Annotated in this window: 25 protein-coding genes and 1 pseudogene; 9 read left to right on the top strand and 17 right to left on the bottom strand. The window is 63.6% G+C overall.

The features are described 5' to 3' along the window. Positions 1 to 2: 2 nt before the first annotated feature. The 13 genes and pseudogenes from IPM06_11005 to IPM06_10945 form a co-directional block, all read right to left on the bottom strand. Complete coding sequence (locus tag IPM06_11005; protein ID MBK8770946.1) at positions 3 to 434, bottom strand: C40 family peptidase; 432 nt, start codon at positions 432 to 434, stop codon at positions 3 to 5. Positions 435 to 442: 8 nt separating this feature from the next. Next, positions 443 to 1,327 (bottom strand): DUF2163 domain-containing protein, encoded by an 885-nt coding sequence (locus tag IPM06_11000; protein MBK8770945.1) that lies wholly within the window; start codon positions 1,325 to 1,327, stop codon positions 443 to 445. After that, complete coding sequence (locus IPM06_10995) at positions 1,324 to 1,950, bottom strand: DUF2460 domain-containing protein (GenBank protein ID MBK8770944.1); 627 nt, start codon at positions 1,948 to 1,950, stop codon at positions 1,324 to 1,326. Before IPM06_10995 ends, IPM06_11000 begins: the two co-directional genes overlap by 4 nt. Before the next feature lies 1 nt (position 1,951). Next, positions 1,952 to 2,251: pseudogene (locus IPM06_10990) on the bottom strand (phage tail tape measure protein). A 251-nt stretch (positions 2,252 to 2,502) separates the two neighbouring features. Continuing rightward, positions 2,503 to 2,700 (bottom strand): phage tail assembly chaperone, encoded by a 198-nt coding sequence (locus IPM06_10985; protein MBK8770943.1) that lies wholly within the window; start codon positions 2,698 to 2,700, stop codon positions 2,503 to 2,505. Further along, positions 2,697 to 3,029, bottom strand: a complete 333-nt coding sequence (locus IPM06_10980) for a gene transfer agent family protein (protein MBK8770942.1) — start codon at positions 3,027 to 3,029, stop codon at positions 2,697 to 2,699. The genes IPM06_10985 and IPM06_10980 overlap by 4 nt, the downstream gene beginning before the upstream one ends. Continuing rightward, positions 3,029 to 3,436 (bottom strand): phage major tail protein, TP901-1 family, encoded by a 408-nt coding sequence (locus IPM06_10975; GenBank protein ID MBK8770941.1) that lies wholly within the window; start codon positions 3,434 to 3,436, stop codon positions 3,029 to 3,031. The genes IPM06_10980 and IPM06_10975 overlap by 1 nt, the downstream gene beginning before the upstream one ends. A 10-nt stretch (positions 3,437 to 3,446) precedes the next feature. Then, positions 3,447 to 3,851: a DUF3168 domain-containing protein gene (locus IPM06_10970; protein ID MBK8770940.1), complete on the bottom strand. Its 405-nt coding sequence runs from the start codon at positions 3,849 to 3,851 to the stop codon at positions 3,447 to 3,449. Beyond that, entirely contained in the window at positions 3,848 to 4,414 is a 567-nt protein-coding gene (locus IPM06_10965) for a phage head-tail connector protein (GenBank protein MBK8770939.1), read from the bottom strand. The genes IPM06_10970 and IPM06_10965 overlap by 4 nt, the downstream gene beginning before the upstream one ends. 113 nt (positions 4,415 to 4,527) lie before the next feature. Then, on the bottom strand, positions 4,528 to 5,736 hold the full coding sequence (locus IPM06_10960; GenBank protein ID MBK8770938.1) for a phage major capsid protein: 1,209 nt from the start codon (positions 5,734 to 5,736) through the stop codon (positions 4,528 to 4,530). Then, the gene (locus IPM06_10955) at positions 5,737 to 6,243 is read right to left on the bottom strand and encodes an HK97 family phage prohead protease (GenBank protein ID MBK8770937.1); all 507 of its coding nucleotides are present in this window, start codon (positions 6,241 to 6,243) and stop codon (positions 5,737 to 5,739) included. Between the two features lie 59 nt (positions 6,244 to 6,302). Then, positions 6,303 to 7,433 (bottom strand): phage portal protein, encoded by a 1,131-nt coding sequence (locus IPM06_10950; protein MBK8770936.1) that lies wholly within the window; start codon positions 7,431 to 7,433, stop codon positions 6,303 to 6,305. A 115-nt stretch (positions 7,434 to 7,548) separates the two neighbouring features. After that, a complete protein-coding gene (locus IPM06_10945) occupies positions 7,549 to 8,877 on the bottom strand; it encodes a DNA-packaging protein (protein MBK8770935.1) in 1,329 nt (442 codons plus the stop codon). Between the two features lie 618 nt (positions 8,878 to 9,495). On the opposite strand from IPM06_10945, the gene IPM06_10940 reads away from it, so the two are divergent. From IPM06_10940 to IPM06_10915, 6 genes are all read left to right on the top strand, one after another. Further along, entirely contained in the window at positions 9,496 to 10,392 is an 897-nt protein-coding gene (locus tag IPM06_10940; protein MBK8770934.1) for a LysR family transcriptional regulator, read from the top strand. Between the two features lie 83 nt (positions 10,393 to 10,475). Further along, entirely contained in the window at positions 10,476 to 10,967 is a 492-nt protein-coding gene (locus tag IPM06_10935; GenBank protein ID MBK8770933.1) for a formate dehydrogenase subunit gamma, read from the top strand. Then, a complete protein-coding gene (locus tag IPM06_10930; protein MBK8770932.1) occupies positions 10,964 to 12,514 on the top strand; it encodes a formate dehydrogenase in 1,551 nt (516 codons plus the stop codon). Before IPM06_10935 ends, IPM06_10930 begins: the two co-directional genes overlap by 4 nt. A gap of 5 nt (positions 12,515 to 12,519) precedes the next feature. Then, positions 12,520 to 15,384, top strand: coding sequence for a formate dehydrogenase subunit alpha (fdhF, locus tag IPM06_10925; GenBank protein MBK8770931.1), 2,865 nt, complete (start codon positions 12,520 to 12,522; stop codon positions 15,382 to 15,384). A gap of 140 nt (positions 15,385 to 15,524) precedes the next feature. Beyond that, the gene (gene fdhD, locus IPM06_10920) at positions 15,525 to 16,289 is read left to right on the top strand and encodes a formate dehydrogenase accessory sulfurtransferase FdhD (protein ID MBK8770930.1); all 765 of its coding nucleotides are present in this window, start codon (positions 15,525 to 15,527) and stop codon (positions 16,287 to 16,289) included. Further along, positions 16,276 to 16,497, top strand: a complete 222-nt coding sequence (locus IPM06_10915) for a formate dehydrogenase subunit delta (GenBank protein MBK8770929.1) — start codon at positions 16,276 to 16,278, stop codon at positions 16,495 to 16,497. The genes fdhD and IPM06_10915 overlap by 14 nt, the downstream gene beginning before the upstream one ends. Here IPM06_10915 and IPM06_10910 read toward each other — a convergent pair whose 3' ends face one another. After that, positions 16,498 to 17,250 carry a helix-turn-helix transcriptional regulator gene (locus IPM06_10910; protein ID MBK8770928.1) on the bottom strand — a complete coding sequence of 251 codons (753 nt, stop codon included), beginning with the start codon at positions 17,248 to 17,250 and terminating at the stop codon, positions 16,498 to 16,500. A 175-nt stretch (positions 17,251 to 17,425) separates the two neighbouring features. Here IPM06_10910 and IPM06_10905 point away from each other — a divergent pair, with 175 nt between their 5' ends. Both IPM06_10905 and IPM06_10900 read left to right on the top strand, forming a co-directional pair. Further along, positions 17,426 to 19,657 (top strand): marine proteobacterial sortase target protein, encoded by a 2,232-nt coding sequence (locus IPM06_10905; GenBank protein ID MBK8770927.1) that lies wholly within the window; start codon positions 17,426 to 17,428, stop codon positions 19,655 to 19,657. A gap of 28 nt (positions 19,658 to 19,685) precedes the next feature. After that, positions 19,686 to 20,318 carry a class GN sortase gene (locus IPM06_10900; protein MBK8770926.1) on the top strand — a complete coding sequence of 211 codons (633 nt, stop codon included), beginning with the start codon at positions 19,686 to 19,688 and terminating at the stop codon, positions 20,316 to 20,318. Between the two features lie 4 nt (positions 20,319 to 20,322). Here IPM06_10900 and IPM06_10895 read toward each other — a convergent pair whose 3' ends face one another. The 3 genes from IPM06_10895 to IPM06_10885 are packed head-to-tail and all read right to left on the bottom strand — an operon-like array spanning position 20,323 to position 22,760. Continuing rightward, complete coding sequence (locus IPM06_10895) at positions 20,323 to 20,784, bottom strand: YcgN family cysteine cluster protein (protein ID MBK8770925.1); 462 nt, start codon at positions 20,782 to 20,784, stop codon at positions 20,323 to 20,325. A 15-nt stretch (positions 20,785 to 20,799) separates the two neighbouring features. Continuing rightward, a complete protein-coding gene (locus IPM06_10890) occupies positions 20,800 to 21,411 on the bottom strand; it encodes a LysE family translocator (GenBank protein ID MBK8770924.1) in 612 nt (203 codons plus the stop codon). A 53-nt stretch (positions 21,412 to 21,464) separates the two neighbouring features. Beyond that, on the bottom strand, positions 21,465 to 22,760 hold the full coding sequence (locus IPM06_10885) for an ammonium transporter (GenBank protein MBK8770923.1): 1,296 nt from the start codon (positions 22,758 to 22,760) through the stop codon (positions 21,465 to 21,467). A 321-nt stretch (positions 22,761 to 23,081) separates the two neighbouring features. On the opposite strand from IPM06_10885, the gene IPM06_10880 reads away from it, so the two are divergent. Further along, positions 23,082 to 25,403 (top strand): PBP1A family penicillin-binding protein, encoded by a 2,322-nt coding sequence (locus tag IPM06_10880; protein ID MBK8770922.1) that lies wholly within the window; start codon positions 23,082 to 23,084, stop codon positions 25,401 to 25,403. Positions 25,404 to 25,424: the final 21 nt, after the last annotated feature.

Genomic DNA, 25,424 nt, shown 5'->3' with positions numbered 1-25,424 from the left:
TGTCAGGTCACGTCAGGAAAGCTGAAAACATAGGCGAGTTGCCGCCGCCACCAGGGCGACAGCGCCACCTCGCACACGGAGAGCCCATCGTGGGCGTGGATCATGCGGTCCGCCGAAACGGCAATCGCTGCATGCTTTGCGGGAAGATGCGGTTTCCAGCGGAACAGCAACACATCGCCCGCCGAAATGCTGTCGCGTGCGGCAGGCACCAGATGGCGAAAGCCGGCATCGGCCAAGGCTTCATCGCGGCAGGACTCGGCCCAGCCGGGCGCATAGGGCGGTGGTTCCTCCGGTTCGGTGCCGTGGAGTTCGCGCCACACACCGCGCACCAGTCCCAGGCAATCACAGCCCACACCCTTGATGCTTGCCTGGTGGCGGTATGGCGTGCCCAGCCAGCCGCGCGCCGCCGCGACAATCTCGTCTCTTGTCGTCATGTGATGTCTCAAACAATCCGGCCGCCGGTGTTGGCGATGTCGCCCTGGTGCGCGCCGCGCGACAGGAAGTCATTGCCCGGCATGTGGGGGAAGCCGCGGAAGTTCACGCCATTGGCAAACTTGGCGCAGCAGGTGGCGAATTGCTTGTCGCAGCCCGCCGTCAGCTTCACGCTGTCGGCAATGGCGATGGGAACCGGAGGCCGCTGCCACAGGGTCACGCGCAAGGCACCGCCACTGAGACGCTGGCGCTTGACGCGCCATGTCTTGCCAGTCGCTGCACCCGAAAGAAACGCCGCCGTTCCCCGCGTGAACCAGTCCTCCACCGTGGAAATGCCGCCAACGGTGAGGATCTCACCCTCCACCGCCAGCACATTGCCTGTTGCGCTGAAGGCAGCGGCGGAGATGTCGGCTGCACAGCGCGCGCCGCCCAGTTCGGCATCGCAGCCATGCTGGTAGATGCGGCCCCGCGTCTGGCCCAACAAATGCGCCAGCCCGCGCACCTCCGCATGGAAGGCACCATCGCCATAGCTCACTTCGCCGAGGTGGCCCCTGCGCAACAGCACGCGTTGCGCTACATCAGACCAGTTGACCCGCCAGATCTCCACCGTGGCGTGATCGAACTCACCGGCGCGCAGACGGTTTTCATCCAGCCGCGCCGATTCCAGCGCGCCCGAGGCCTCGAGGTTGTCGACCGACAGGCCAAGGGAAGATTCGATTTCACTGCCGCTGAAACCTGCGGCGGCTTCGAATACCGTGCCGTCGAAAGCGATGGGGCAGTCGTGGTCGGTGAAACCCAAGGTCTCGCCGGAGACACGGACCAGCCGCCAGCACAGGCACAGCGTGGTCGTGCCGCTGTCGAGATGGGCCTGCATCCCGGGGGGAAGCGTTTTCATGGCAGCACCTCGATGAGGGGAATATCGGGAATCTCGCCCGCTTCGAAATGCGAGAGGTTGATGCTGATCTGGTCCGTGTCGAACCGCACGGGAACATCGAACTGGAACCCCGCCGTCACGCTGGCACCTGCGGCAGGAACGTGGCCAGTAGTGAAGCTGATGCGCCCTGTTGCTGCGTCGAGCGTGAAGAACATCGTCGCCACGCCGTTCACCGCAACCACCACACTCCCCGGAACCGGCGCGGTGATTGTCCGGGCGTAGGCGCGCATGCCGCTGCCGTAGCGTTTGACGAGTTGGAATGTGGCCGTGGTGCCATCACTCGTTCCCAGAAGCTGATCGGTCGCTGCCGGGGTGGCGCCAGGTGCGCCGGAGGTCCAGTCGGCGGCGTCCCTGAAGCGGAAGGCGTGGAGGCGTCCGCGGCGTTCCTCAAAGAAGCTCACCACGGCATGAATATCGGCCAGCGTCTTCACGCCAAACCCCACATTGTAGCGCCGGCGCGATTGCGCCCAGCGGCTGTTCCGTTCTTCCCGCCCGGATGCCGTGGTCACGACATCGGTGCGGCGCTCCGGTCCGCCGGTTGCGCCACGCGCGATTGCCGTTGGGAAACGTACGTCGTCGAACATGTCAGGCGTTCCTCTGGCCACGCGACAGGGCACGGCCCATCTGCGCGGCAATCTGGTTCTGCGACTGGCGGAAAGACTGGATATCGGGCGTGGTGATGTTGATGGTAACGCTGTGCCCGCCTCCTGCGCCACGCACGCCCAAGCGGCCATCGGGCCCGCGCGCCAGCGGCATGATCGCCTCTGGCCCCGCCTCGCCCATCAGGCCGGTGCCGCCGCGCATGGGAAACAGCAAGGGTGAGTTCACGATGCCGCCCGCCGCAAAGGGCACGACCTGCCCCGCCGAAAAGGCATTGCCGTTTGCATTCGCAAAGACATTGCCCAGCAAGTTGCCCACAAGATTTCCGAGGGGGCGCAGGGCCTGGCTCAGGGCCTGGTTTGCCAGAGACATCGCAAGCCCGCGGAAGGTGTCGGACAGGCTGCGGCCATGGATCACGGCACTCGCCAGCGACGTCACAAGCCGTGTTCCGAACATGTCGGCCAGGCGTGAGAGATCCTGCATCTCGCCGCGCAATTCGGACACGCGCGAGCTCAATGCATCGGTGGTTTCTGGTGTCATGTGGGTGTCTCATCCGGCCATCTGGCCATCATGTCGTTCAGGCTCTGGCGCAGCCCTTGCGCGGGAGGGGAACGCGTGTCGGTCACGAGTTCCCGCAAGGTGCTGCGCCAGAATTCGGCAGGGCTCAGGCGCAGGTCGCGCAGGCCCCAGGTCATCAGGCGCTGCCAGGGAAAGCGGTCTCCGGCAGCGCTCATGGATTTTTTGGCGATTGGTCCTCCACCGCGAAGGTTGCCTTCAGCAGGTCGGCGACAATGCGCAGGTATCCCGCCGCACCACCCTGCACCTGCAGAGAGGCGAGCTCGGCATCGCTCACCGCATTTCCAGCACCACGCAGGCCTGCGCCGATCACGCGGATTGCATCGCTGGCGCGGATGCGTCCCTGTTCGAAGCGTTCGGCGATGGCAAGGAGGTCATCCCCGCCATAGGCGTTCTCGATTTCGGCGAGTGCGCCAAGCGTGAGGCAGAGTGTGTAGGTTCTGCCGCCCAGCTCCGCTTCGATTTCACCACGGTGCCTGTTCGCCATCAGATCACCGCGAAGCTGAGGGCACCGGCCGAGGCGAGCGAGAGTTCGAAGCTCACCTCGCCGTCGTGGCGGCCGGAATAGTCGAGCGACACCACCTGGAACGGACCTGTCACGACACCGAAATCCGGAATGGTGATCTGCCAGGACACAATCGACCCCGCGAAGAAGATGCCACGCACCGTCGCATCGCTCGCCGCATCCTTGAAGATGCCCTGCCCGCGGATGGTGGCAGAGCGCAGCCCCGCACCTGCCAGCAACTCCCGCCACGCACCGGCGCTGTCCTGCGACGTGGCGTCAACGTTTTCGGCATTGAAAGAGAGCGTGGTGGCACGCAATCCTGCGACGGTTTCATACGCCGTGCCGTTGTGCACCTTCAGGAGAAGGTCACGGCCTTTCTGTGCAGTCATGGGAATGTCCTCAGTTGGGTTCGGTAGCGGCGCGGAACCGGAGGGTCGCGCCGAAGGTCTGTTCACTGCGGTTGCGTGCAACACTCCAGAAGACGAGGCGGAGGTTGACGAGGCTGTGGCCCGTGAGTGTCAACGCGGCATTGTCCAGCACTGCTTCGATGCGGTCACAGATCGCCTGCGCCTGGGCGCGTCCGCGCTCGCCGGTCGCCACCTGTAACTGAACGAAATGCTCATGCGCCTTGGCGTCCGAGGTGCTCCAGTCGCGCGTCTCGATGTTTTCGAAGACCAGCAGCGGAGCCTTTGCACCACGCGGGGCCTCATCATAGACATGGGCACCGCCAAGCAGCGTGGTGAGCGCGCCGTCCGCCAGAAGTGCGGCGCGCATGGCCTGTTGCAGGCTGAGGGCCGCGTTCATGTCAGCCTCACGATGCGCTGGGAACTGATCAATTCGCTGGCAGCCAGGGGCAATACGCCGCCCTCGCCATCCCCACGGTGATCGAACCAGTGCGCCACTGTCATCAGCACGGCCTGGCGCAATTCCTCCGGCACCGCAGCCGCGGTACCGAAGCCTGCACTGAAGCGCACTTCAATCGCGTTGACGGCACGGCCACCCCGCGGCGGCGTGCGGCCATCGCGGAGAACGGCACGGCCGGGGCGTGAGACAGCATCCAGATAATAGTGCGCCGGATCGACCGTCGCCGCTGTGTCATCTTCACCATAGGTGATGATGTCGGTGATCGACGATACCGGTGCCAGTTGCAACGACAGCATTGGCGTATCGGGCCAGCGCTCGGCGAAGAGCGACCAGCCTTGCGACACAAGCCGCAGGCCGGACGCCAGTTCAACGGTGCGGCGCGCGGCGGCAATGAGGCGGGAGATATAGGCGTCATCATCCGCATGGGTCACACGCAGATGCGCCTTCGCCTCGGCCAGTGAAACGGGTTCTGCCGCCGGGGGCGTGGTGAGAATGAGGGACATGAATGACTCGCAGGAAATGAAGCAGCGGGCGAGGCGGGAGCAGAAAATGGCGAATGGCGCGTGGGGTTCTCCCCCGTCCGCCACAGGCCATTTCCCACTCGCTCTTCACTCGATTACGAGACGCCGAACTTCAGCGTCTTGATCGCCTCGAAGTTCTGGATGCCGCCGCCCACGCGCTTCGTGGTGTAGAACAGCACATAGGGCTTGGAGGAATAGGGATCGCGAAGCAGGCGCACGCCCACGCGGTCAACGATCAGGTAGCCGCGCTTGAAATCGCCAAACGACAGCGCATGCGTGTCGGTGCCGATGTCAGGCATGTATTCGCTTTCCATCACGCGGAAATTCATCAGCGTGGCGTTGCCGTCAGCCGTCGCGGCCGGCTGCCAGAGGTAGTTGCCGGCGCTGTCCTTGAACTTGCGGATTGCCGCCTGCGTGGCGCGGTTCATGATCCAGGTGCCGTTCTGGCGGTAGCCCGCCTTCAGCGCGAAGATCACGTCGACCAACTTGTCGCTCGGATTGGTGGCGGCGAAGCCACCGGCCACACCCGTTGCGATGTAGCCGACGTTGCCCCAGGTCCACGCGGCATTGGCCAAGAAGGTGTACGCCATGAAGCCCTTGGGCTTGTTGGTGCCGTTGCCGTTGACGAAGGCATCGGACTCCTGTTCGGCGAAGACCGTCTCCACCTCCTGCGCAATCCACTGGTCGAGGTTCACGGCATTGTCGTCGAGCAGCGCCTGCGTGGCCGCCGGCATGGCGTAGAGTTCCATGGCGGGGAACTGCAATTCAGCCAGCGTGTTGGCCGCGGTTTCGGGGCGCACGGCAGTTTCGCCAACCCAACCCGAAGCGGCGCCCACAGTTGCAAATGGCTTCTTGTAGACCGAGGACGACACCTGGCGCACGTCGGCGATCTGGCGCATCGGCGAGGCGCGCGAGAGAAGGCGGCCGATCTCCGTTTCCGTCTCGGTGGGCACGAGGTAGCCGCCGTCCGGGTTGGACGCAATCGACATGGACTTCTGCTCGATGTCGAACAGGCCCTGCGTCTCGCCCTTGCGCACATAGCCTTCGAAAGCACGCTTGTGCTCGGACGGCTCGGCCTTTGTCTCGCCCGCAAGCTGCGGGCGCCTCGCCTTCAGTGCCAGTTCGTCGATGGCGCGGCTGATGCGGTCAACCTTCTCGGCCGTTACCACGTCGGCACTCATGCGCTTTTCGATCTGCGCCAGGCGTTCATCATTGGCGTCCTTGAAGGCTTCAAAGGCCACCAGCACATCGTCCTGCGATGCGCCGCCGGCGACCTTTGTCTCAAGCGGTGTTGCGAATTCCATTCACGTCACTCCATGTTGTTTTGAATGAGGGCCCTTTGCGAAAAGAGAGTCCGCCAAGGCCCGGCTTGCAGACTTCACGTTGCTCACCCGCGCGCCTTCCAGCATGGGGAAGGTGACGAGCGAGATTTCCCAGAGATCGACATTGAGCAGGCGGCGCGCCTTGATGATGCGGTCGGTCTTCGCCGCAACGGTGCGGAAGCCGATCGACAGCCCATCGATGCCGCCGGATTCCAGCAGCGAAAGCAGTTCCCGCCCACGCTGCACATTGCGGTCGAGGCGGCCCAGCACGTAGAGCCCGCGCGGCGTCTCGCGGATCTCCAGCCAGGTGCCCACGGGTTCGGCGGGATCATGCTGGAAGAGCATGCGCACGCCAGCAGCACTTCGCTTCCGCAGGGAGTCGGAAAAGGCACCGGGCATCACGATATCGCCCTGCCCATCCCGCCTGCCGAACAAGCTGGCATAACCAGCAAAAACGCCATGACTGGAGAGCGCCTGGAGAGGCTTCATTGAAATTTTCCTCAGTGTACAGATTGTCGGGATGCCGCGAGTGGCCGGTGGTCTATTCGCTATTCGCTTCCACCATACCCCACCGCCTGCCGCTTCTCGTTCGCCGTCAGGAAGCCTGCATCGTTCACGCGCTTCCACAGCGCATCGCGGTCAGGCGCGAGAGCCTCAACCTGGTCGAGGTCGGGCACGAGGGCGAGGCTTCCACCGGCATGGGGTTCGAGCCACAGCGCCAACGCATCGGCGACGCGCAGCACCAGCGGCACGATGGTCTGTCGCCAGAACACGCGGTTTGCTTCGGCGAAGTTGGCGTAGGTGTTGTCGCCGGGAATGCCCAGCAGCATGGGCGGCACGCCAAAGGCAAGTGCAACTTCGCGCGCAGCCATGTTCTTGGATTCGATGAAGTCCATGTCCTTGGGGCTGAAGCCCATCTCTTTCCAGTCCAGCCCGCCTTCCAGCACCAGGGGGCGGCCCGCATTGGCGGCGCCCTGGTAGGCGGATTGCAACTCGCTCTTGAGGCGTTCGAATTGGTCCGCCGTCAGGTGCCCGTCGGCGGCAGCAAAGACCAGCGCACCGGAGGGGCGCGCCGCATTGTCCAGCATGGCCTTGTTCCAGGCGCTTGCGGCGTTGTGCGTGTCGATGGCGCGGGCCGCGGCTTCGAGGGGCGACTGGCCGTAGTGGTCGTCTGCGGGGTTGAAGAGCTTGAGGTGCAGCACGTTTTCACGCGGCATGCGCACGGATGATCCACCCACGGAGTATTCATAGGCCTCGGGCCAACCAGCGCGCGACGGAACCACCGCCATGCGGTCCGGCCGCAGGGCAAAGATTTCGCGGGGTGCACCATCCAGCAAGACCAGTTCGGCATAGGCATTGCCCGCCAGCATGAGTTGGGCGAAGAGTTGGTCGAGAAGATCACGACCGCTCTGTGCCGGATTGGGACGCGCCAGCAGCGCCTTCACGGGATGGGATTCAGCTTCTGCACCGTTCACCTGCAACAGCAACGGCACGGCACTCGCCGCTTCCGCGATCATGCGCACGCAGCGATAGCCGACCACGTTGCCGGCAAACCCCTCCCGCGCCAGCGCCGTGTAATTGCGCGGTGTCCACTGTGCCCGCCCCGCACTGTGCAACGAGATCAGCGGCGCCGTGGCGGAGGACTTGGTGGTGAGAAGGTTTTTCAGTTTCTGGAACATATCATCTTCCTCATCCTGAGGTGCCACGCGGGTTCGCGTGGCCTCGAAGGATTTCTTCAGTGTCTCGTGTTTCGAGGCAGCGACGTGGTGCACCTCGGCATGAGGGCCCGGCACTTCACACCGCGCGCACACGGGGTCCCGATGGTTTTCGCAGCATCAGTTCGGTCAGTGCCCAGACGAGGGCGTCAAGGCGGTCTGGCGAGGCGCCGTCACCGATGACGCTGCACATTTCATCTTCGAGTTCGCCAAAAGCGCCGACATGCGACACGCGGCCCTGCTCGTAGAGGGCGGCCACGGGTTCGGCCCGCGCCTTCTTGCCCTTGGCGGCATGCACGGCCTTCACGGGCAATGTCGCATCCACCTGCATCAGCACGTCGCGTACCATGTCGCCGCCCTGGTTCACCTCGGCGACGATGCGGTCAGCTTCGCGCTGGTGATAGAGGGCCGCCACGCGGGCCGCCCATTGCAGCGGGGTCAGGCGCTTGCAACTGGCATCGTCCAGCACATAGGCCCGGCCATCTTCGCCCAACCCCGCGCAGACGATACCGCAGGCGTTGGCCCGCATGCCGGAGGTGGCCGGCGGATCAACTGCCACCACCACCCGCGTCAGCTGCGGCAGCTTGCGCACCCGGGACTGTTCAAGCATGGCCCGCGTCCACAGGGCATCGGGATCGTCGGCGATCAGCTCGCCGTCCAGTTCCTGCCGCCCCAGGTTGGTGTTGCCGTAGCGTGCCAGCACGTCCGCGAGGAAGGAGGATGCGAGGTTGTTGCAGTTATCCAAGGTTTTTGACCGCGTCACCACCGTTGCGGCGTCATTCATCAGCTCACGGATGAGCTTCGTCGGACGGGGCGTCGTGGTGATCACAGCTTGCGGCGCCTCGCCGAGGCGGAGCGCCATCTGCACATTCATCCAGGCGTCACCGGCCTTCTTCCACTTCGCCACTTCGTCGCACCAGGCGGCGTCGAATTGGGGTCCACGCAGCCCGTCCGGCTCTTCCGCCGAAAAGATTTGCGCCACCGAGCCATTGGCCCAGGTGATGGTCCGCTTCGAGGGTTCGTAACGCGGCCGTTCCTTGTCGTGGTGCACGGCCAGAAGCCCGCTGGCGCCCTCGATCATCACAAGGCGCGCCTCGTCGAAGGTGGGAGCCACGATGGCAATGCGGGCACAGCGGCGGAATACAGGTTCCAATATGCCCAGAGCGAGGAACTTCACCCATTCGGCGCCGGCGCGCGTCTTGCCGGCTCCGCGCCCACCCAGGATCAGCCAGTTGCGGAAGTCATGTCCCTGCGGCGGAAGCTGCTGGCCCGGCCTCGCCCAATAGAGCCACTGGTTGTTCAGTTCCGTCACTTCCTCCGGGTCCAGGATCTTCGACAGCCACGTCCCCGTCCCGTTCCGCTTCGAGTCGTTCAATCTTTGCCGCAAGCTGACGACGCTGTTCGTCATCAAAGTACTTGTGTTCGCCGCGGGCCTGTTTGCGCTTGAGTTTGTCTTTGCGTTCAAGGTCGAGAACCTTCTCCAGTGTCCGCACCAGGGTGTTGACCGACTTGATGCCGCGCTCGGAGTTGAGCGCATTCACTTCCGTGCCTAGCTCGCGAAGTTCATCCTCCAGTTGGGTCACGCGCTGTTGCAGCATGTCCTTGAGGCGCTGGATGGTTTCGCGTGTCGTCTCGGCCTTGCGCGGAGCAGCGGCGGGGGACTTCGCCACCCTCCTGGCCTTGCGCTTGCTCCGCAGCGCCCAGCCCTCCTTCAGGGCGCGGAGCGAGAGCGTGATCCGCGTCATGCCGATGTCTGCGGCAATGGCGTCCACCCGTTCCTCGCCCTTCTCATAGCGCGCACGAATGTCCGCCCAGGCCGGATCGCCCGGCGGCGGTGTGTGTGTGGTCATCTCTGCCTCTCTTGATGGTGAGCGGGCGCCGGTTGGGGGGCCCTTTTCTCTTCGCCCATTGCGGGGATGTAGCGGACACTACGGGAAGGCCTGTCCAGTGTCAAGCACTTTTTTCCTATTGTATGATTTTTCTTTTTTGCCGTGCCAGTTCGAAGGGCACAAACTACTGTTGCGCCATGGATATCCGGCAACTGCAATATCTCGCGGCCCTGGCCCGCGAAAAGCATTTCACGCGGGCAGCGCAGGCCTGCAACATCACGCAGCCCACGCTTTCCGGGCGAATCCGGCAACTGGAACAGGAACTGGGCGTGCCTCTTCTCGAACGCGGGCAGCGTTTCATCGGCCTCACACCGGAAGGCGAGCGCGTGCTCAACTGGGCCCACACCATCCTCGACAACTGGAACGCGCTGCAGGCGGAACTTGCGCAAATCAAGGGCAAGAAGGGCAAGCTCGTTGGCCGCCTTGTGCTGGGCGTCATTCCGTCGGCGCTGCCCAAGGCGTCTCTGCTGACGCGCGCGCTGAACGCGGCGCACCCCGCCGTCGACTTCACCATCCTGTCGCAGTCCTCCGTGGAAATCCTCCGTACACTGAATGATTTCTCCATTGATGCCGGCATCACCTATCTCGACAACGAGCCGGTGGAAGGCCTGATGCAGGTGGAATTGTACCGGGAGAACTACTGCCTCTTCGTGGCCAGCGAGAGCGACATTGCGGCGCGCGACTCCGTCACCTGGTTCGAGGCGGCGCAACAGCCGCTCTGCCTCCTTACCCCCAACATGCAGAACCGCCGCATCATCGACCGGGCCTTCGCGGCCGCCAAGGTGCAGCCCACGGCGCGGCTGGAGACGAACTCCATCATGAACCTCATCGCCTCGGTGCGCAGCATGGGCCTCTGTTCGATCATGCCGGATTATTTCCGCAATGCACTCGGATCACTGGAAGGCGTCGCGGCAATCCCGCTGGTCGAGCCCACCGTCTCCCACAAGGTGGGACTCGTGGCGGTGGACCGGGAGCCGCTGTCGCCACTGGTCGCGGCCCTTTTCGCAAGTGCGAAGACGATGATTCCCGACTAATTCAGTCGATCATACAGCCGGTCTATGCTATCATTGGCGCAGACGATTAGCCTTTTCCGCGCCGCTCGGCCAAAAGGCGACACATGACGACAAAAACGACAATTCCTGACTTTTCCGCTTCGGCTGCAACTGCTGCTGCCGCCGTGTGTTTGCGCCATGGCAACAAGGCCGATGCGCTACTTGAAATTCTCCACGACCTGCAGAATGACCTCGGCCACGTGCCCGAGCAGGCGCTCCCCGTCATTGCCAAGGCGCTGAACCTGTCGCGGGCTGAAGTTTATGGTGTCGCCACCTTCTACCACGACTTCCACCTGCAACCGACAGGCCGCCACATCATCAGGATGTGCCGGGCTGAAGCCTGCCAGTCCATGGGTGGCCGGGATCTCGTGGCTATGGCCGAGAAATTCTTGAATGTCCGCATGGGCGGCACCACGTCAGACAACAAGGTGACGCTGGAAGCCACCTATTGCCTGGGCCTCTGCGCCACCGCCCCCGCCATGATGGTGGACGGCAAGGTGATTGGCCGCGTCGATGCCGCAAAGCTCAAGCCCATCCTCGCCGAGGTGACGAAATGATCCGCCTGTTCCTCACCCGTGACTCCGCTGCACTGGCCGTTGGTGCGGACGAGGTGGCGCAGGCCATTTCGGCAGAAGCGCAGGCGCGCAAGTTGGACGTCACCCTGTCGCGCACCTCGTCTCGCGGCCTGTTGTGGCTGGAACCTTTCGTCGAAGTGGAAACGCCAGCGGGCCGCGTGGGCTATGGCCCCGTGAGCGCGGAAGACGTGAAAGGCCTGTTCGATGGCGGCTTCCTTGAAGGGGCGGTGCATCCCCTCTGCCAGGGCAAGACGGACGATATTCCCTTCCTGAAGTACCAGGAGCGCCTGACCTTCGCGCGCGCCGGATTGACCGAGCCTGTTTCGGTTGAGCAATACATGGCCCATGGCGGATTTGCCGGGCTGAAGAAGGCACTGGCGATGGCTGGCGCCGAAATCGTCAAGGAAGTGACCGACTCGGGCCTGCGCGGACGCGGCGGTGCGGGCTTCCCCGCTGGCATCAAGTGGAAGACGGTGCACGATTTTACCGCCGACCAGAAATACGTCTGCTGCAACGCCGACGAAGGCGACAGCGGCACCTTCGCCGACCGCATGGTGATGGAAGGTGACCCCCTCATGCTGATCGAAGGCATGACGATTGCGGGCGTCGCCGCTGGCGCAACCAGGGGCTACATCTACATCCGCTCCGAATATCCTCACGCCATCGAGACGATGAAGGCGGCGATTGCCGCAGCGGGAGCAGCCAACTGGCTTGGCCAGAATATTCAGGGTACGGACAAATCCTTCACCCTCGAAGTCCGCCGCGGGGCTGGCGCCTATATCTGCGGCGAAGAAACCGCGATGCTGGAATCGCTGGAAGGAAAGCGCGGCATGGTGCGAGCCAAGCCGCCCATCCCCGCCATCACGGGCCTGTTCGGCAAGCCCACCATCATCAACAACGTGCTTACCTTCGCGGCTGTGCCCTACATTCTCGCCAAGGGCGGCAAGGCCTATGCGGATTACGGCATGGGCCGGTCGCGCGGCACGCTGCCATTCCAGCTCGCCGGCAACATCAAGCATGGCGGACTTGTGGAGAAGGCCTTCGGCGTCACGCTGGGCCAGCTTATCAATGATTTCGGCGGCGGCACCTTCACGGGCCGTCCGGTGCGCGCCGTCCAAGTTGGCGGGCCACTCGGTGCCTATGTGCCGGTGTCCCAGCTTGACCTTCCGATGGATTATGAAGCCTTCGCGGCCAAGGCGGCGATGGTCGGCCACGGCGGCATCGTGGTGTTTGACGACAGCGTCGACATGGCGGCGCAGGCGCGTTTCGCCATGGAGTTCTGCGCCATTGAATCCTGCGGCAAGTGCACGCCCTGCCGCATCGGCTCGACGCGCGGCATGGAAGTGATCGACAGGATCGTCGCTGACGAAAACCGGGCCGCGAATACAGCTCTTCTCGAAGACCTCTGCCAGACCATGGTGGATGGTTCGCTCTGCGCCATGGGCGGATTGACACCCATGCCGGTGATGAGCGCCCTCAAGCATTTCCCCGAAGATTTCACGCGCGCCAAGCGCCTCGCTGCGGAGTAATTCCCATGCTGATAAAAGAAACCGATTTCGGAACGCCCGCTGCCGCCACCGGCCAGATGGTGACGCTGGAGATTGACGGCCAGGAAATTTCCGTGCCCGAAGGCACGTCGATCATGCGGGCCGCCATGGAGATGGGCACGAAGATCCCCAAGCTCTGCGCCACCGATTCACTCAACAGCTTCGGCTCCTGCCGCCTGTGCCTTGTGGAAATCGAAGGACGCAAGGGAACACCTGCCTCCTGCACCACGCCCGTGGCCCCCGGCATCAAGGTGAAGACCGAAACGCCGCGCCTCAACCAGTTGCGCAAGGGCGTGATGGAGCTTTACATCTCCGATCACCCGCTGGACTGCCTCACCTGTGCGGCGAACGGGGACTGTGAATTGCAGGACATGGCGGGTGCAGTCGGCCTGCGCGACGTGCGCTACGGCTATGCCGGCGAAAATCACATCGCACCGTGCAAGGCGAATGGCGAAGAGAATTTCCGCTACAAGCCAAAGGACGAAACCAACCCCTATTTCACCTTCGATCCCGCCAAGTGCATCGTCTGCTCGCGTTGCGTGCGCGCCTGCGAGGAAGTGCAAGGCACCTTCGCGCTGACGATCGATGGCCGGGGTTTTGCCTCCCATGTTTCGGCCGGCATGGATGAAGGCTTCCTCGCATCCGAATGCGTTTCCTGCGGTGCCTGCGTACAGGCCTGCCCGACCGCAACCCTTACCGAGAAGTCCGTGATTGCAGCGGGACAGCCGGAACACTCTGTCGTCACCACCTGCGCCTATTGCGGTGTTGGCTGTTCCTTCAAGGCCGAGATGAAGGGCGATGAGGTCATCCGCATGGTTCCCTACAAGGACGGCGGCGCCAATGAGGGCCACTCCTGCGTCAAGGGCCGCTTTGCCTGGGGCTATGCCACGCACAAGGACCGCATCACCAAGCCGATGATCCGTGAACGGATCACCGATCCATGGAAGGAAGTGAGCTGGGAAGACGCGATCCAGTACACGGCGCGCCGCTTCAAGGACATCCAGGCCAAATACGGCGTGGGCTCGATCGGTGGCATCACATCGTCGCGCTGCACCAACGAAGAAGTCTACGCGGTGCAGAAGATGATCCGTGCCGCCTTCCGCAACAACAACACCGATACCTGCGCCCGCGTGTGCCACTCGCCCACGGGCTACGGTCTGTCCAAAACCTTCGGCACGTCGGCGGGCACGCAGGATTTCCGCAGCGTCGATGAGGCCGATGTGATCATGGTGATCGGCGCCAATCCGACGGACGGACACCCGGTCTTCGGCAGCCGCATGAAGAAGCGCATCCGCGCCGGCGCCAGGCTGATCGTCGTCGACCCGCGCCGCACCGATTCGGCCAAGAGCCCGCATGTGAAGGCCGCGTACCACTTGCCGCTGATGCCCGGCACCAATGTCGCCATCATCAATGCGATGGCGCATGTGATCGTGACTGAGGGCCTGGAAAACAAGGCCTTCATCGCCGAACGTTGCGACAGCGCCGACTTCCAGCGCTGGACCGATTTCATCCGGGACAAGAGGAATTCCCCCGAAGTCCTCGGCCCCATCGCCAATGTCGATCCGGAAGCGATCCGTGGCGCGGCTCGCCTCTATGCGACCGGCGGCAATGGCGCGATCTACTACGGCCTCGGTGTCACCGAGCACAGTCAGGGTTCGACGATGGTCATGGGCATGGCGAACCTCGCGATGCTCACCGGCAACATCGGCCGCCGTGGTGTGGGCGTGAACCCGCTGCGTGGCCAGAACAACGTGCAGGGTTCCTGCGACATGGGTTCGTTCCCGCACGAATTGCCGGGTTATCGCCACGTGAGCGACGACTCGGTGCGCAATCAGTTCGAAGCCGCTTGGAACATCACGCTTGATCCGGAACCGGGCCTGCGCATTCCCAACATGCTTGATGCCGCCATCGAAGGAACCTTCAAGGGCATCTTCGTGCAGGGCGAGGACCCGGCGCAGTCCGATCCCAATACGCAGCACGTCACGCACGCACTCGCCAGCATGGATTGCGTGGTGGTGCAGGATCTCTTCCTCAACGAAACCGCCGCTTATGCCCACGTCTTCCTGCCGGGCACCTCGTTCCTGGAAAAGGATGGCACTTTCACCAATGCCGAACGCCGCATCAACCGCGTGCGGCAGGTGAAGAAGCCCATGCAGGGCAAGCATGAATGGCAAGTGGTGTGCGACCTCGCGCAGGCCATGGGCTATGACATGCGCTACAACAATGCCTCCGAGATCATGGACGAAATCGCGCGGCTCACCCCCGGATTCAAGGGCGTGTCCTTCGACAAGCTGGAGGTGATGGGTTCGGTGCAGTGGCCGTGCAATGACGCGGCGCCGGAGGGCACGCCGATCATGCATGTCGGCAAGTTTGTCCGCGGCCTCGGCAAGTTCATGATCACGGAATATCTGCCCACGGACGAACGGACCAACCGCGAGTTCCCGCTCATCCTCACAACGGGCCGCATCCTCTCGCAGTACAACGTGGGCGCGCAGACGCGCCGCACGGAGAACGTGGCCTGGCATCCCGAAGACGTGCTGGAAATCCATCCGCACGACGCCGAGGTGCGCGGCATCCGCCACGGGCAGATGATCTCGATCACCTCGCGCATGGGAGCCACCACGCTCCGCGCCGATGTGACCGACCGCATGCCGCAAGGCGTGGTGTACACCACCTTCCACCATCCGGTTTCGGGTGCCAACGTCATCACCACGGAATTCTCCGACTGGGCGACCAACTGCCCGGAATACAAGGTGACGGCCGTGCAGGTGACGCTCTCCAACCGCCAGTCCGACTGGCAGGAGGAATGGGAAGTGCGCGAGCGCGAGAACAAGCGCGTGGCGGCGGAGTGAAACGCCGCTCTCCCATCATCGCGGGCCAGGGGCTTTCCCATCCCAATGTGAGGGAGGGTCACGGGCGTGGCCGTTTTCCCGTGGAGAAGGCCGTGCACGCACGCGAAGCCAAAGGTGACACCACGCTCCACGCTTCGGTGATGGCAACGGGCCAATTGAATGGCGAACCCACCATCTGGCTGTTGCCGGAGGAAGTGCCGGTGGCGCTGCACATCAACAGTGTACCCTACGCCGTGATGATGGCGACGCCGGCCGACCTTGAAGATTTCGCCATCGGCTTCGTGCTGTCGGAAGGCCTTGTGGCCCATGCCGCCGACATTGCCAATGTCCTCGCCTTTCGATCAGGCGGAGGCTTCACGGCGGATGTGGCGGTGCCGGAAGGCAAGTTGATCCGTGAACGGATGGTTGCACGGTCCCTCGAAGGCCGCGTGGGTTGTGGCCTGTGCGGCATCGCCGAGATGGAAGACGCCATCCGCATGCCCGAGGGCAAGCTGAAGAGCCGGCCCCTGATGCCGACAGCTGTTGCCCGCGCTTTCGAAGCCCTGCCCAGCTTCCAGCCGATGAACGCCGTCAACCGCACGGTCCATGCGGCGGCGTGGTGCGGCAGTGATGGCAGCATCCTGCTGGCGCGCGAGGACGTGGGCCGTCACAATGCGCTGGACAAGCTGATCGGCGCCATGGCCCGCGCCCATGTTCCGCCCACGGATGGTTTTGCGCTCATGTCGTCGCGCTGTTCATTCGAGTTGGTGCAAAAGTGCGCGCTTGCCGGCATCAGTGCACTCGCCACGATTTCCGCGCCAACGGCGCTGGCCCACCGGCTTGCCCGCGAGGCAGGCCTTTCCCTTGCTGCCCTGTCCAAGGACGGGGTGATGATTTTTGACGGAGACGGACATGGAAGTGCGTGACACAGTGCGCATGGCGAACCAGATTGGTGATTTCTTCAAGAGCTACCCTGAAAAGGAAGCGCTGGAAGGTGTTGCGGAACACATCAACAAGTTCTGGGAACCGCGCATGCGCAAATTCTTCTTTGCACACATGGATGCGGGCGGGCAGGATTTCAGCGACATCGTGAAGAAGGCCGTGCCCCTCATCAAGCGCCCGAAAGCAGCCTGATCACTCCGGCTGGAGGATGATGAAGGGTTCGTTGATGCAGCGGCGCAGCAGCTTCTCGTAAGGTGCATAATCCGCCTCTTCCGGCTTGATCAGGCCGAAGCGGGGCACTTCGGCGAAGCGGCGCACGGGGATCAGCACGATCGGCACGGCAATCGGCATCAGGGTGGCGCCCTTGCCGGATTGCAGCGTGGCGAGGAGCCCGAACATCTCTCCCCCGATCATGGGTCGTGACAGGGTCGCCATGCGGTGCTGGCCGTGCTTGTTGGTGACGAGATAGATATAGCCGGACTGGTGCGGCACCGACACATAGCCATCCTGTTTGTAGGCGGTGTCGAGGCGTTCGCTTTCCTGGAACACGAGTTGCGAGAGGGCGGTGTCCCAGCCGATTTCGGTGCGGTAGGCGTAGATGCCCTTGGTCACGCTGAAGGATGGGCGCAGTGTCAGGTAGCTGCCTTCCAGCCATTTCACCGCCGGGCGCGAATAGGAGCCGAGGGATTCGGGCGCCAGCGCCATTTCCGCCGCGGCGTGGCCATTGCCCGTGCGCCGCAGTTTCATGCCGAGCGCCGATTCCAGACGCACCACGGTGGCGAGCGTGAAGGGCCGCTGTCCGGCCATGGCTTTCTCCAGGGTGGAGAGCGACAGCTTCGCATCATCCGCCAGGGCCGCACGCGTAAGCCTTCGCTTGGCCAATTCCTCGCGGATCAGGCCTGTGATGGCCCGGTTCTCCTCCGCCGAGAGATCTTCGTCCGACATGTCCCGTTCCCGTGCGTGGCCCCCCACACAAAACCGTACATAACCGCACAGTGGCACCATACGCAAGAAACAGCGGGCGGATTCCGGCAGAAGAAAGACGGAGTTCACGTTGGCGGCGCAACGGAATTGTCCGTAACTGAAACATCCGAGGGTGCTCAACTCGGAGGAACGAAAAGTGCAGAGCAGGACGCTTCCCGGCGGTGCAGAAAGCCGGATCAAATCCCATATCGACAGTATCGTCGCCTGGTTATTGCTGGCGGTGTTGGCCTTCGCGGCCTTCATCGGCAGCGCCGGGGCGGCCACGCCCTTCGTCACGCCCAACGACATGACGAGCGGCAGCCTTCTCCTCAAATCGCGGGAGGGGAAGTATCTGGAGGCCCCGAGGCTCGGGGCTGACTACACCGTCACCATTTCCGGCCCCACGGGCCGCACCATCATCACCCAGCGTTTCACCAACCCGGCCAACGGCTGGGTGGAGGGCGTGTATGTCTTCCCGCTGCCGGAAAGCGCGGCGGTGGATACGCTCAAGATCGTGGCGGGTAACCGCGTCATCGTGGGCGAGGTGAAGGAAAAGCAGGAAGCCAAGGTCATCTATGAACAGGCCAAGGCGGCCGGGCAAACCGCCTCGCTGCTGGAGCAGGAACGCCCCAACATCTTCACCAACTCGGTGGCCAACATCGGGCCGCATGAAACGGTGGTGGTGCAGATCGAGTACCAGGAGACCATTCACCAGTCGAACGGCACCTATTCGCTCCGCGTGCCGCTGGTGGTGGCGCCGCGCTACAATCCCGCGCCGCTGGTGCAGACGGTGGACTTCGGCTCCAACGGTTACGGCAGCACGGTCAATGATCCCGTGCCTGACCGCGACCGCATCTCGCCGCCAGTGCTGGACCCGCGCAAGAACGAACCGGTCAACCCCGTGACGATCAGCGTCGACCTCTCGGCTGGTTTTGCGCTGGCGGATGTCACATCACACCATCACACGGTGAAGATCGACACGATCGACGACAGCCATCGCAAGCTGGCGCTGGATGGTGCCGAGATACCGGCCGACCGGGATTTTGAACTGACCTGGACCGCCAAGGGCACGGCCCCGCAGGTGGGCCTGTTCCGCGAAACCGTGCAGGGCAAGGATTACCTGCTCGCCACCGTCACGCCGCCCTCGGTTGCCGCCGTTGGCCCGGTGAAGCCGCGCGAGACGGTCTTCGTCATCGACAATTCCGGCTCGATGGACGGCCCCTCCATGCAGCAGGCCAAGGATGCCCTGTTGCAGGGCCTCGACACGCTGAAGCCGCAGGACCGTTTCAACGTCGTGCGCTTCGATGATACCTTTGACGTGCTGTTCCGTGATGCGGTGCCTGCCAACGCGGAGTATCTCAACCAGGCGCGCGCCTTCGTCTCGGCGTTGCAGGCCAACGGTGGCACCGAAATGGTGCCGGCGCTGAAAGCGGCGCTCATCGACGGCAATGCCAACGATGCGGGCACGCTCCGCCAGGTGGTGTTCATCACCGACGGCGCCATCGGCAACGAGCAGGAACTGTTCGCGACGATCGGCCAGGGCCGTGGCCGCAGCCGCATCTTCATGGTGGGCATCGGTTCGGCGCCGAACACCTACCTGATGACGCGCGCTGCCGAAATGGGACGCGGCACCTTCACGCTCATCAGTGAGGTGGATCAGGTGAAGTCGCGCATGGAAGAGCTGTTCACCAAGATCGGCCAGCCGGTTGTGACGGGCCTTGCCGCCACGATCGATGGATCGGCCACGGCGCTGACGCCTTCGCAGCTGCCGGACCTCTATCGCGGCGAACCGGTGTTGATGATGGCGGAAGCACCGTCGCTCAAGGGCACGCTGAAGGTCGATGGCATGATTGGTGATACGCCGTGGTCTGTTTCGCTGCCCGTCTCCGCAGCAGCACAGGGCAAGGGCATCTCCAAGCTCTGGGCACATCGCAAGGTGGCCGAGATCGAGACCGCTGCCACGCTGAACCAGATCACCATGGAAGATGCGAACCGGCAGGTGCTGGCAGTCGCCCTCACGCACCAGATCGTCTCATCGCAGACGAGCCTGATTGCGGTGGACAAGTCGCCGAAGCGTCCGGCCAACCAGCCGCTGACGCGCGCCGAGGTGCCGCTGAACCTGCCCGCCGGCTGGAACTTCGAGAAGGTGTTCGGCAAGGACATCCCCCTGCCCGCGCCGCAGAGCCCGAAGGAACGCGATGCCATGGCTGACGCCTATGTGCAGCTTGCCGTCGCGGAAGCACCGGTCAGCGCCAGCGCTCCGCAGCAGGTCGCCCTGCCGCAGACGGCCACACCTGCCGGGCTGTTGGCGATCCTCGGTGGATTGATGGCGCTCCTGGCGCTCGCCTTCCACCTCCTCGCCCGCGCCATGACGCCCAAGGCCGCCTGACGTGACAACGATCACACCCGCTACGCGCATGCCTGAAAAGGGATTTGCACTGCCCGCCGGGCATGCGCGGAAAGATGGACCGGCGACCCCCCGCCGCCGGTCCATCCTCAATCTCCTCACCGTCATCTGCATTGCCGGAGCCGTGCTCATGCTGGGCAAGTCGAGTTGGATCATGCTGAAGGCCGAGGTCAGCCAGGTACTGCTGGCGCGGGCCTTCTCGCAATCGGTGGCGACGGGCGAAGCGGTGAAGCCGTGGAGCTGGGCCGACACCTGGCCGGTGGCGGAGATCAGCATTCCCCGCATCGGCGCATCGGCCATCGTGCTCAATGGCGCCACGCCGGAATCGCTCGCTTTCGGGCCAGCACATGTGGCGGAAACGCCACGGCCCGGCGAGCGCGGCACCAGCGTCATCGCTGCGCACCGCGACACGCATTTCGCCTTCCTCAAGGATGTGGTGGTGGGCGACCTCATCAGCATCACGCGGAGCGACGGCCTCACCTTCCGTTATGCCGTCACCGGCATGCGGGTGGCGGACTGGAACAAGAGTGGCATTGATGCTCACGCACCGGGTCACAAGCTGGTGCTCTCCACCTGCTACCCCTTCGGCAGCGTGGTGCACGGGCCTGAACGCTACATCGTCGAAGCGGCGATGGTGAAGTGACCTGTCAGCCGGTCTTCTTGCGCTTGGCCTTGGGCAGTTTCCACAAGTGGTTGATGAGGTCGTCGACGCGGATGCCTTCTTCGGAATAGGCCATGCCGGCGATGGAGATGCCTGCGTCGGTGACGGTCTTTTGCGTTCCCGACACCAGGGGGTGCCACCAGGGCAGCGGGTTGCCTTCATCGAGCAGGCGGTAGGCGCAGGTTTCGGGAAGCCAGCCGAGGCCGTCGATCACTTCCGGTGTCAGTGTCACGCAATCGGGCACGCGCTTGGCGCGGTTGGGATAGTCGGTGCAGCGGCAGGTCTTGAGATCAAGCAGCTTGCAGGCGGCGCGCGTGTAGAGGAAGTGGCCCGTGTCTTCGTCCTCAAGCTTGTTGAGACAGCAGCGCCCGCAGCCATCACACAGGCTCTCCCACTCTTCGCGGGACATGTCCTCGAGGGATTTGGTTTTCCAGAACGGCTCGGTCATCGGCCCTTGCTAAAGCTAGCGGGTGGCGATTGCAACGGCGGCGCCGGTCATGGCCGTGGCACTGGCGCGGTTGGCCATGCGGATGGCGCGCGGACTGCGGAGCCAGCCGCGCGCCCATGAAGCGGCAAAGGCCCAGGCGAGGTCAACCGTCATCATCACCAGAATGGCGGTGGCAACGAGTTCGGCAAGGCCCAGTGTGCCGACGGCGTTGAGGTCGATCAGTGATGGCAACAGGGCGAGGTAAAACACCATGATCTTGGGATTGCCGATGGTGAGGGCCATGCCCGTCATGAACAGGCGCAAGGCGGAGTCGTCACGCGGCAGCTCTCCGGCCTGCACCGCGGCAGGGGCCGTCCACATCTTCCAGGCGAGGAAGAGGAGATAGGCAACGCCTGCGTACTTGACGATGGAGAAGAGCAGATAGAACTTCTGGGCGACGAAGCCCAACCCCAACACGGCCGCCACCAGCCACATGGCCTCGCCGATCCACATGGCAGCAAGGAAGGGCAGCACGCTGCCCAATCCGCGGCTGATGACGCGGGCCACAAGGGCGGCGATGGACGGACCCGGAGAACCGGCATTCACGAACAGGGCGGCGGCGAAAAGAAGAAGGGCGGACAGTTGCATGGCCACGAGTCTATGCGCTCGACCTCAACCGCGCCAATCCAATTCTCTCCGGATCAAGGAACCACTTCGCCGTGCAGGCCGATGTCGAGCCCTTCGATTTCGGTTTCTTTGTTGACGCGGAGGCCCTGCAGTTTTTCGATCACCGAGAGGATGGCGAAGCTGAGGATGCCGCCGTAAACCGTGACGATGGCGCAGGCCGCAAGCTGGATTGCCAATTGTCTCCAGTTGCCCTCGATGAGACCCGCGGTGCCGCCCCATGCGGCGGAGGCAAAGAGGCCCACGCCGATGGTGCCGACATAGCCGCCAACGCCGTGCACGCCGAACACGTCCAGCGAGTCGTCATAGCCGAGCGCGCGTTTCAGACTGGTCGAGGCATAGAAGCAGGCGATGCCTGCAAGAAGGCCGATCACGAGTGCCCCCATGGGGGAGACGAAGCCGCAGGAGGGCGTGATTGCCACCATGCCCGCCACAGCGCCGGAGATGATGCCGAGGACCGAAGGCTTTCCGTGCTTCTGCCATTCCACCGCCATCCAGGCCAATGCTCCTGCCGCACCTGCGACTTGCGTGTTCATCAGCGCAAAGGCTGCAGTCGCATTGGCGGCGAGAGCCGAGCCGCCGTTGAAGGCGAGCCAGCCGACCCAGAGCAGCGAGGCACCCGTGACCGAGAGCACGAGGTTGTGCGGGATCATCGCTTCCTGCGGGTAGCCCTTGCGCTTGCCCAGCATGATGGCCGCGACAAGGCCCGCCACGCCGGAATTGATCTCGACAACGGTGCCGCCGGCAAAATCCTTCAGGCCCATCTGCGCCAGGAATCCGCCGCCCCAGACCCAATGCGCCACGGGCACATAGACGAGAAGGAACCAGAGGGAGAGAAACCACAGAAGTGCCGAGAATTTCATGCGGTCCGCGAAGGCTCCGCAGATGAGTGCCGGCGTGATGATGGCGAAGGTCATCTGGAAGACCATGAACAGGCTCTCCGGAATGGTGCCCACGAGGCCGTCAACCGTCAGTCCACGGAGGAACAGGCGGGAGGTATCGCCGATGAGGGCACCTTGCCCGGAGAAGGCAAGGGAGTAGCCCACGAAGATCCACAGGAGCGAGATGAGGCAGGTGGCGGCGAAGCTCTGCATCATGGTGGAGAGCACGTTCTTCTTGCGCACCAGTCCCGCATAGAAGAGTGCAAGCCCCGGCACGGTCATCATCAGCACCAGGCAGGAGGCGACGAGCAGCCAGGCCGTATCCGCTCCGTTCAAGGCAGCGGACTGGGCATAGGCGGGCGTGATCAACAGGCATGAAAGCGCGGGGGCCAGAGCCAGCCGCATGGCGAGACGGTGCATGGATTTTCCCATTCTGCCGGTTTCTTGTTTGAGTTGTCCGGCGCAGCGGCTTTGGTCATGGCAAGGGACGTGCCACGCCACCAGCTTGTTTAACCATTGATTCTCCACGATATAATGCGTGGCTGGGAGCGTGCCGCCGACGTGGTTGCCTAAATTTTTCGCAACTTGGGCGATCTCCGCCTGAAAAAAGGGCAAGCTGCTGGCAAGGCGGCAGGGCTATGTCACAAATCGGCCACCCGATTCCCGCAAGTGGGCCAAAACCGTGCCGGATCAGCCATCCCTTGCGAGGCGGGGACCGACGCATTAAGCCACTGCCATTGCAGGTGTAACCCATTGGCCAAACTGCCGACCCGTTTCATGCTCATCCGCACGGTGTGGAAAGGCGATGCCGCCTTTTCCAGCGCCATGTTCGAGATCTGGGATGCCCTGAAACGGGCAGGCTCGGCCTATTCGTCGTTCCTCTACCGCTATTTCAAGCTGCCGCGCCTGCTGCGGCCATTCATTGACATTCTCGACGACATGGCAACCTTCGGCACGGCACTGGCCTTCCTGTTGCTGGCCTATGCGCTGCCGCCCTTCTCCGGCACCGGGGACTGGTGGAACCGCGGCCGAGAATATGCCGTGACCTTCACCGACGTGAACGGCGAAGTGGTGGGACAGCGCGGCATCCGCCAGGACGACGCCATACCGCTTGATGAAATTCCGCCGCAACTCATCAAGGCCGTGCTGGCCACCGAGGATGCGCGCTTCTTCGATCACTTCGGCGTGGACGTGTTCGGCACGTTGCGCGCCATCGTGCGCAATGCCCGCGCCGATGGCGTGAAGCAGGGTGGTTCATCGATCACGCAGCAGGTGGCGAAGAATCTGTTCCTGTCGCCCGAGCGCACGATCCGCCGCAAGGTGCACGAGGCTTTCCTGTCGCTGTGGCTGGAAGCGCGGCTGAGCAAGGAAGAGATCCTGAAGCTCTATCTCGACCGCTCCTATCTGGGCGGCGGCTCCTATGGCGTGGAAGCGGCCTCGCAGTTCTATTTCGGCAAGTCGGTGCGCGACATCAACCTGGTGGAAGCAGCGACCATTGCCGGGTTGTTCAAGGCGCCGACAAGTTATGCACCGCATGCCAATCCGGAAGCGTCGCGGGCGCGCACCAACGTTGTGCTCTACCGCATGCTGGATGCAGGCTTCATCACCCAGGGCGAACTGCTGCAGGCGCGGCGCGAATCTCCCACCATCATTGCCAAGCGCGGCGGAGCGGCACCCGACTGGTTCCTCGACTGGGCCTATGAAGACACCATGGCGGTGCTGCAGGAACACCGCCTGACCAGCGAATACGTGATCGAGGTGAAGACCACCATCGACCGCAAGCTTCAGGACGAGAGCCAGAAGATCATCAACGAGTACATCGCCATGGACGGCACGCTGTCGAAGTTCTCGCAGGGTGCATCCGTGACCATGGCCCCCGACGGCGCGGTGCGCGCTATCATCGGCGGCAAGGACTACGACGAGAGCCAGTTCAACCGCGCCACCTCCGCCAAGCGGCAGACGGGTTCGGCCTTCAAGCCGTTCGTCTATCTCACGGCGTTGATGGATGGTTACAAGCCCGATGATTCCATCGTCGACGGACCGGTGTCGATCGGCGGCTGGGCACCACGCAACTACAAGGGCGGCTGGGTGGGCCGGACCACCCTCATCGCCGCCCTGGCGCACTCGTACAATTCCGTACCGGTGAAGCTCTCCATCGTCACGGGGCGCCCCGCCATCATCAAGACGGCCCATGATGCCGGGATTGTCGGCGAACTGGAGACATGGCCGCCGATGGTGCTGGGCACGAGCGCGTTGACGCTGCTCGATCTTACCACGGGCTACGCCACCTTCGCCGCCGGCGGAAAGAAGGCGAAGCCCTACTCCGTCCTCGAGATCCGCCGGCCCACGGGCGAGGTCATCTACAGCCGCGCCCGCAGTGGCACGGATGCGGTGCAGACCCTGCCCTACGACAAGGTGGCGGAACTCAATTCCATGATGGCGCAGGTGGTGAAGGCGGGAACGGCGCGCAAGGCCGACCTCCTCACCGAACCGCAGGGCGGCAAGACGGGCACCAACCAGAGCTATCGCGACGCCTGGTACGTGGGCTTCACCGCCCATAACGTGACCGGCGTTTGGGTGGGCAACGATGATTTCACACCCATGAACAATGTGACGGGCGGTGTGATCCCCGCACCGATCTGGAAGCGAATCATGCTTGTGGCGGATGCGGGAAAACGTCCCACCGGCCTCCCCGGCATTCCGCTCGATGCCTCATTCGTGCAGGTGGCGCCTGAAGAACCTGCACCCGATGCCACTCCCGTGGTGGACGAAACACCTGACGTTTCGCCCGAATCACAGCCCGAGCAGCCGGACGAGGTCCGCGATGTGCTGAACGGCATGTTCTCGCTGTTCGAGAAACAGAAGTCCGCCCCCCTGGAGACCACCAAGGCCGTGAAGAAATCCGCAGGCACGTTGGAGCCTCAGGTCGCTCCCAAAACGCCGCCGAAACCTTCAAAACCCATCGTCAACGCCTCGGAACCCGAGGGTGAACACCGCTCGCTCTTTGACAAGTTGTTCCGGGGCAAGAACCGGGCCGACAAACCGAAGAAAAAGAAAACCCTTTTCAACTTCTGACGGCGGTTGGACGCATGCCCG

The sequence above is a fragment of the Hyphomicrobiales bacterium genome, from assembly GCA_016710435.1.
GTDB lineage: Bacteria > Pseudomonadota > Alphaproteobacteria > Rhizobiales > Aestuariivirgaceae > Aestuariivirga.
Note: the sequence above shows the minus strand (reverse complement) of the source record. Positions and strands in the feature narration are given on the sequence as shown.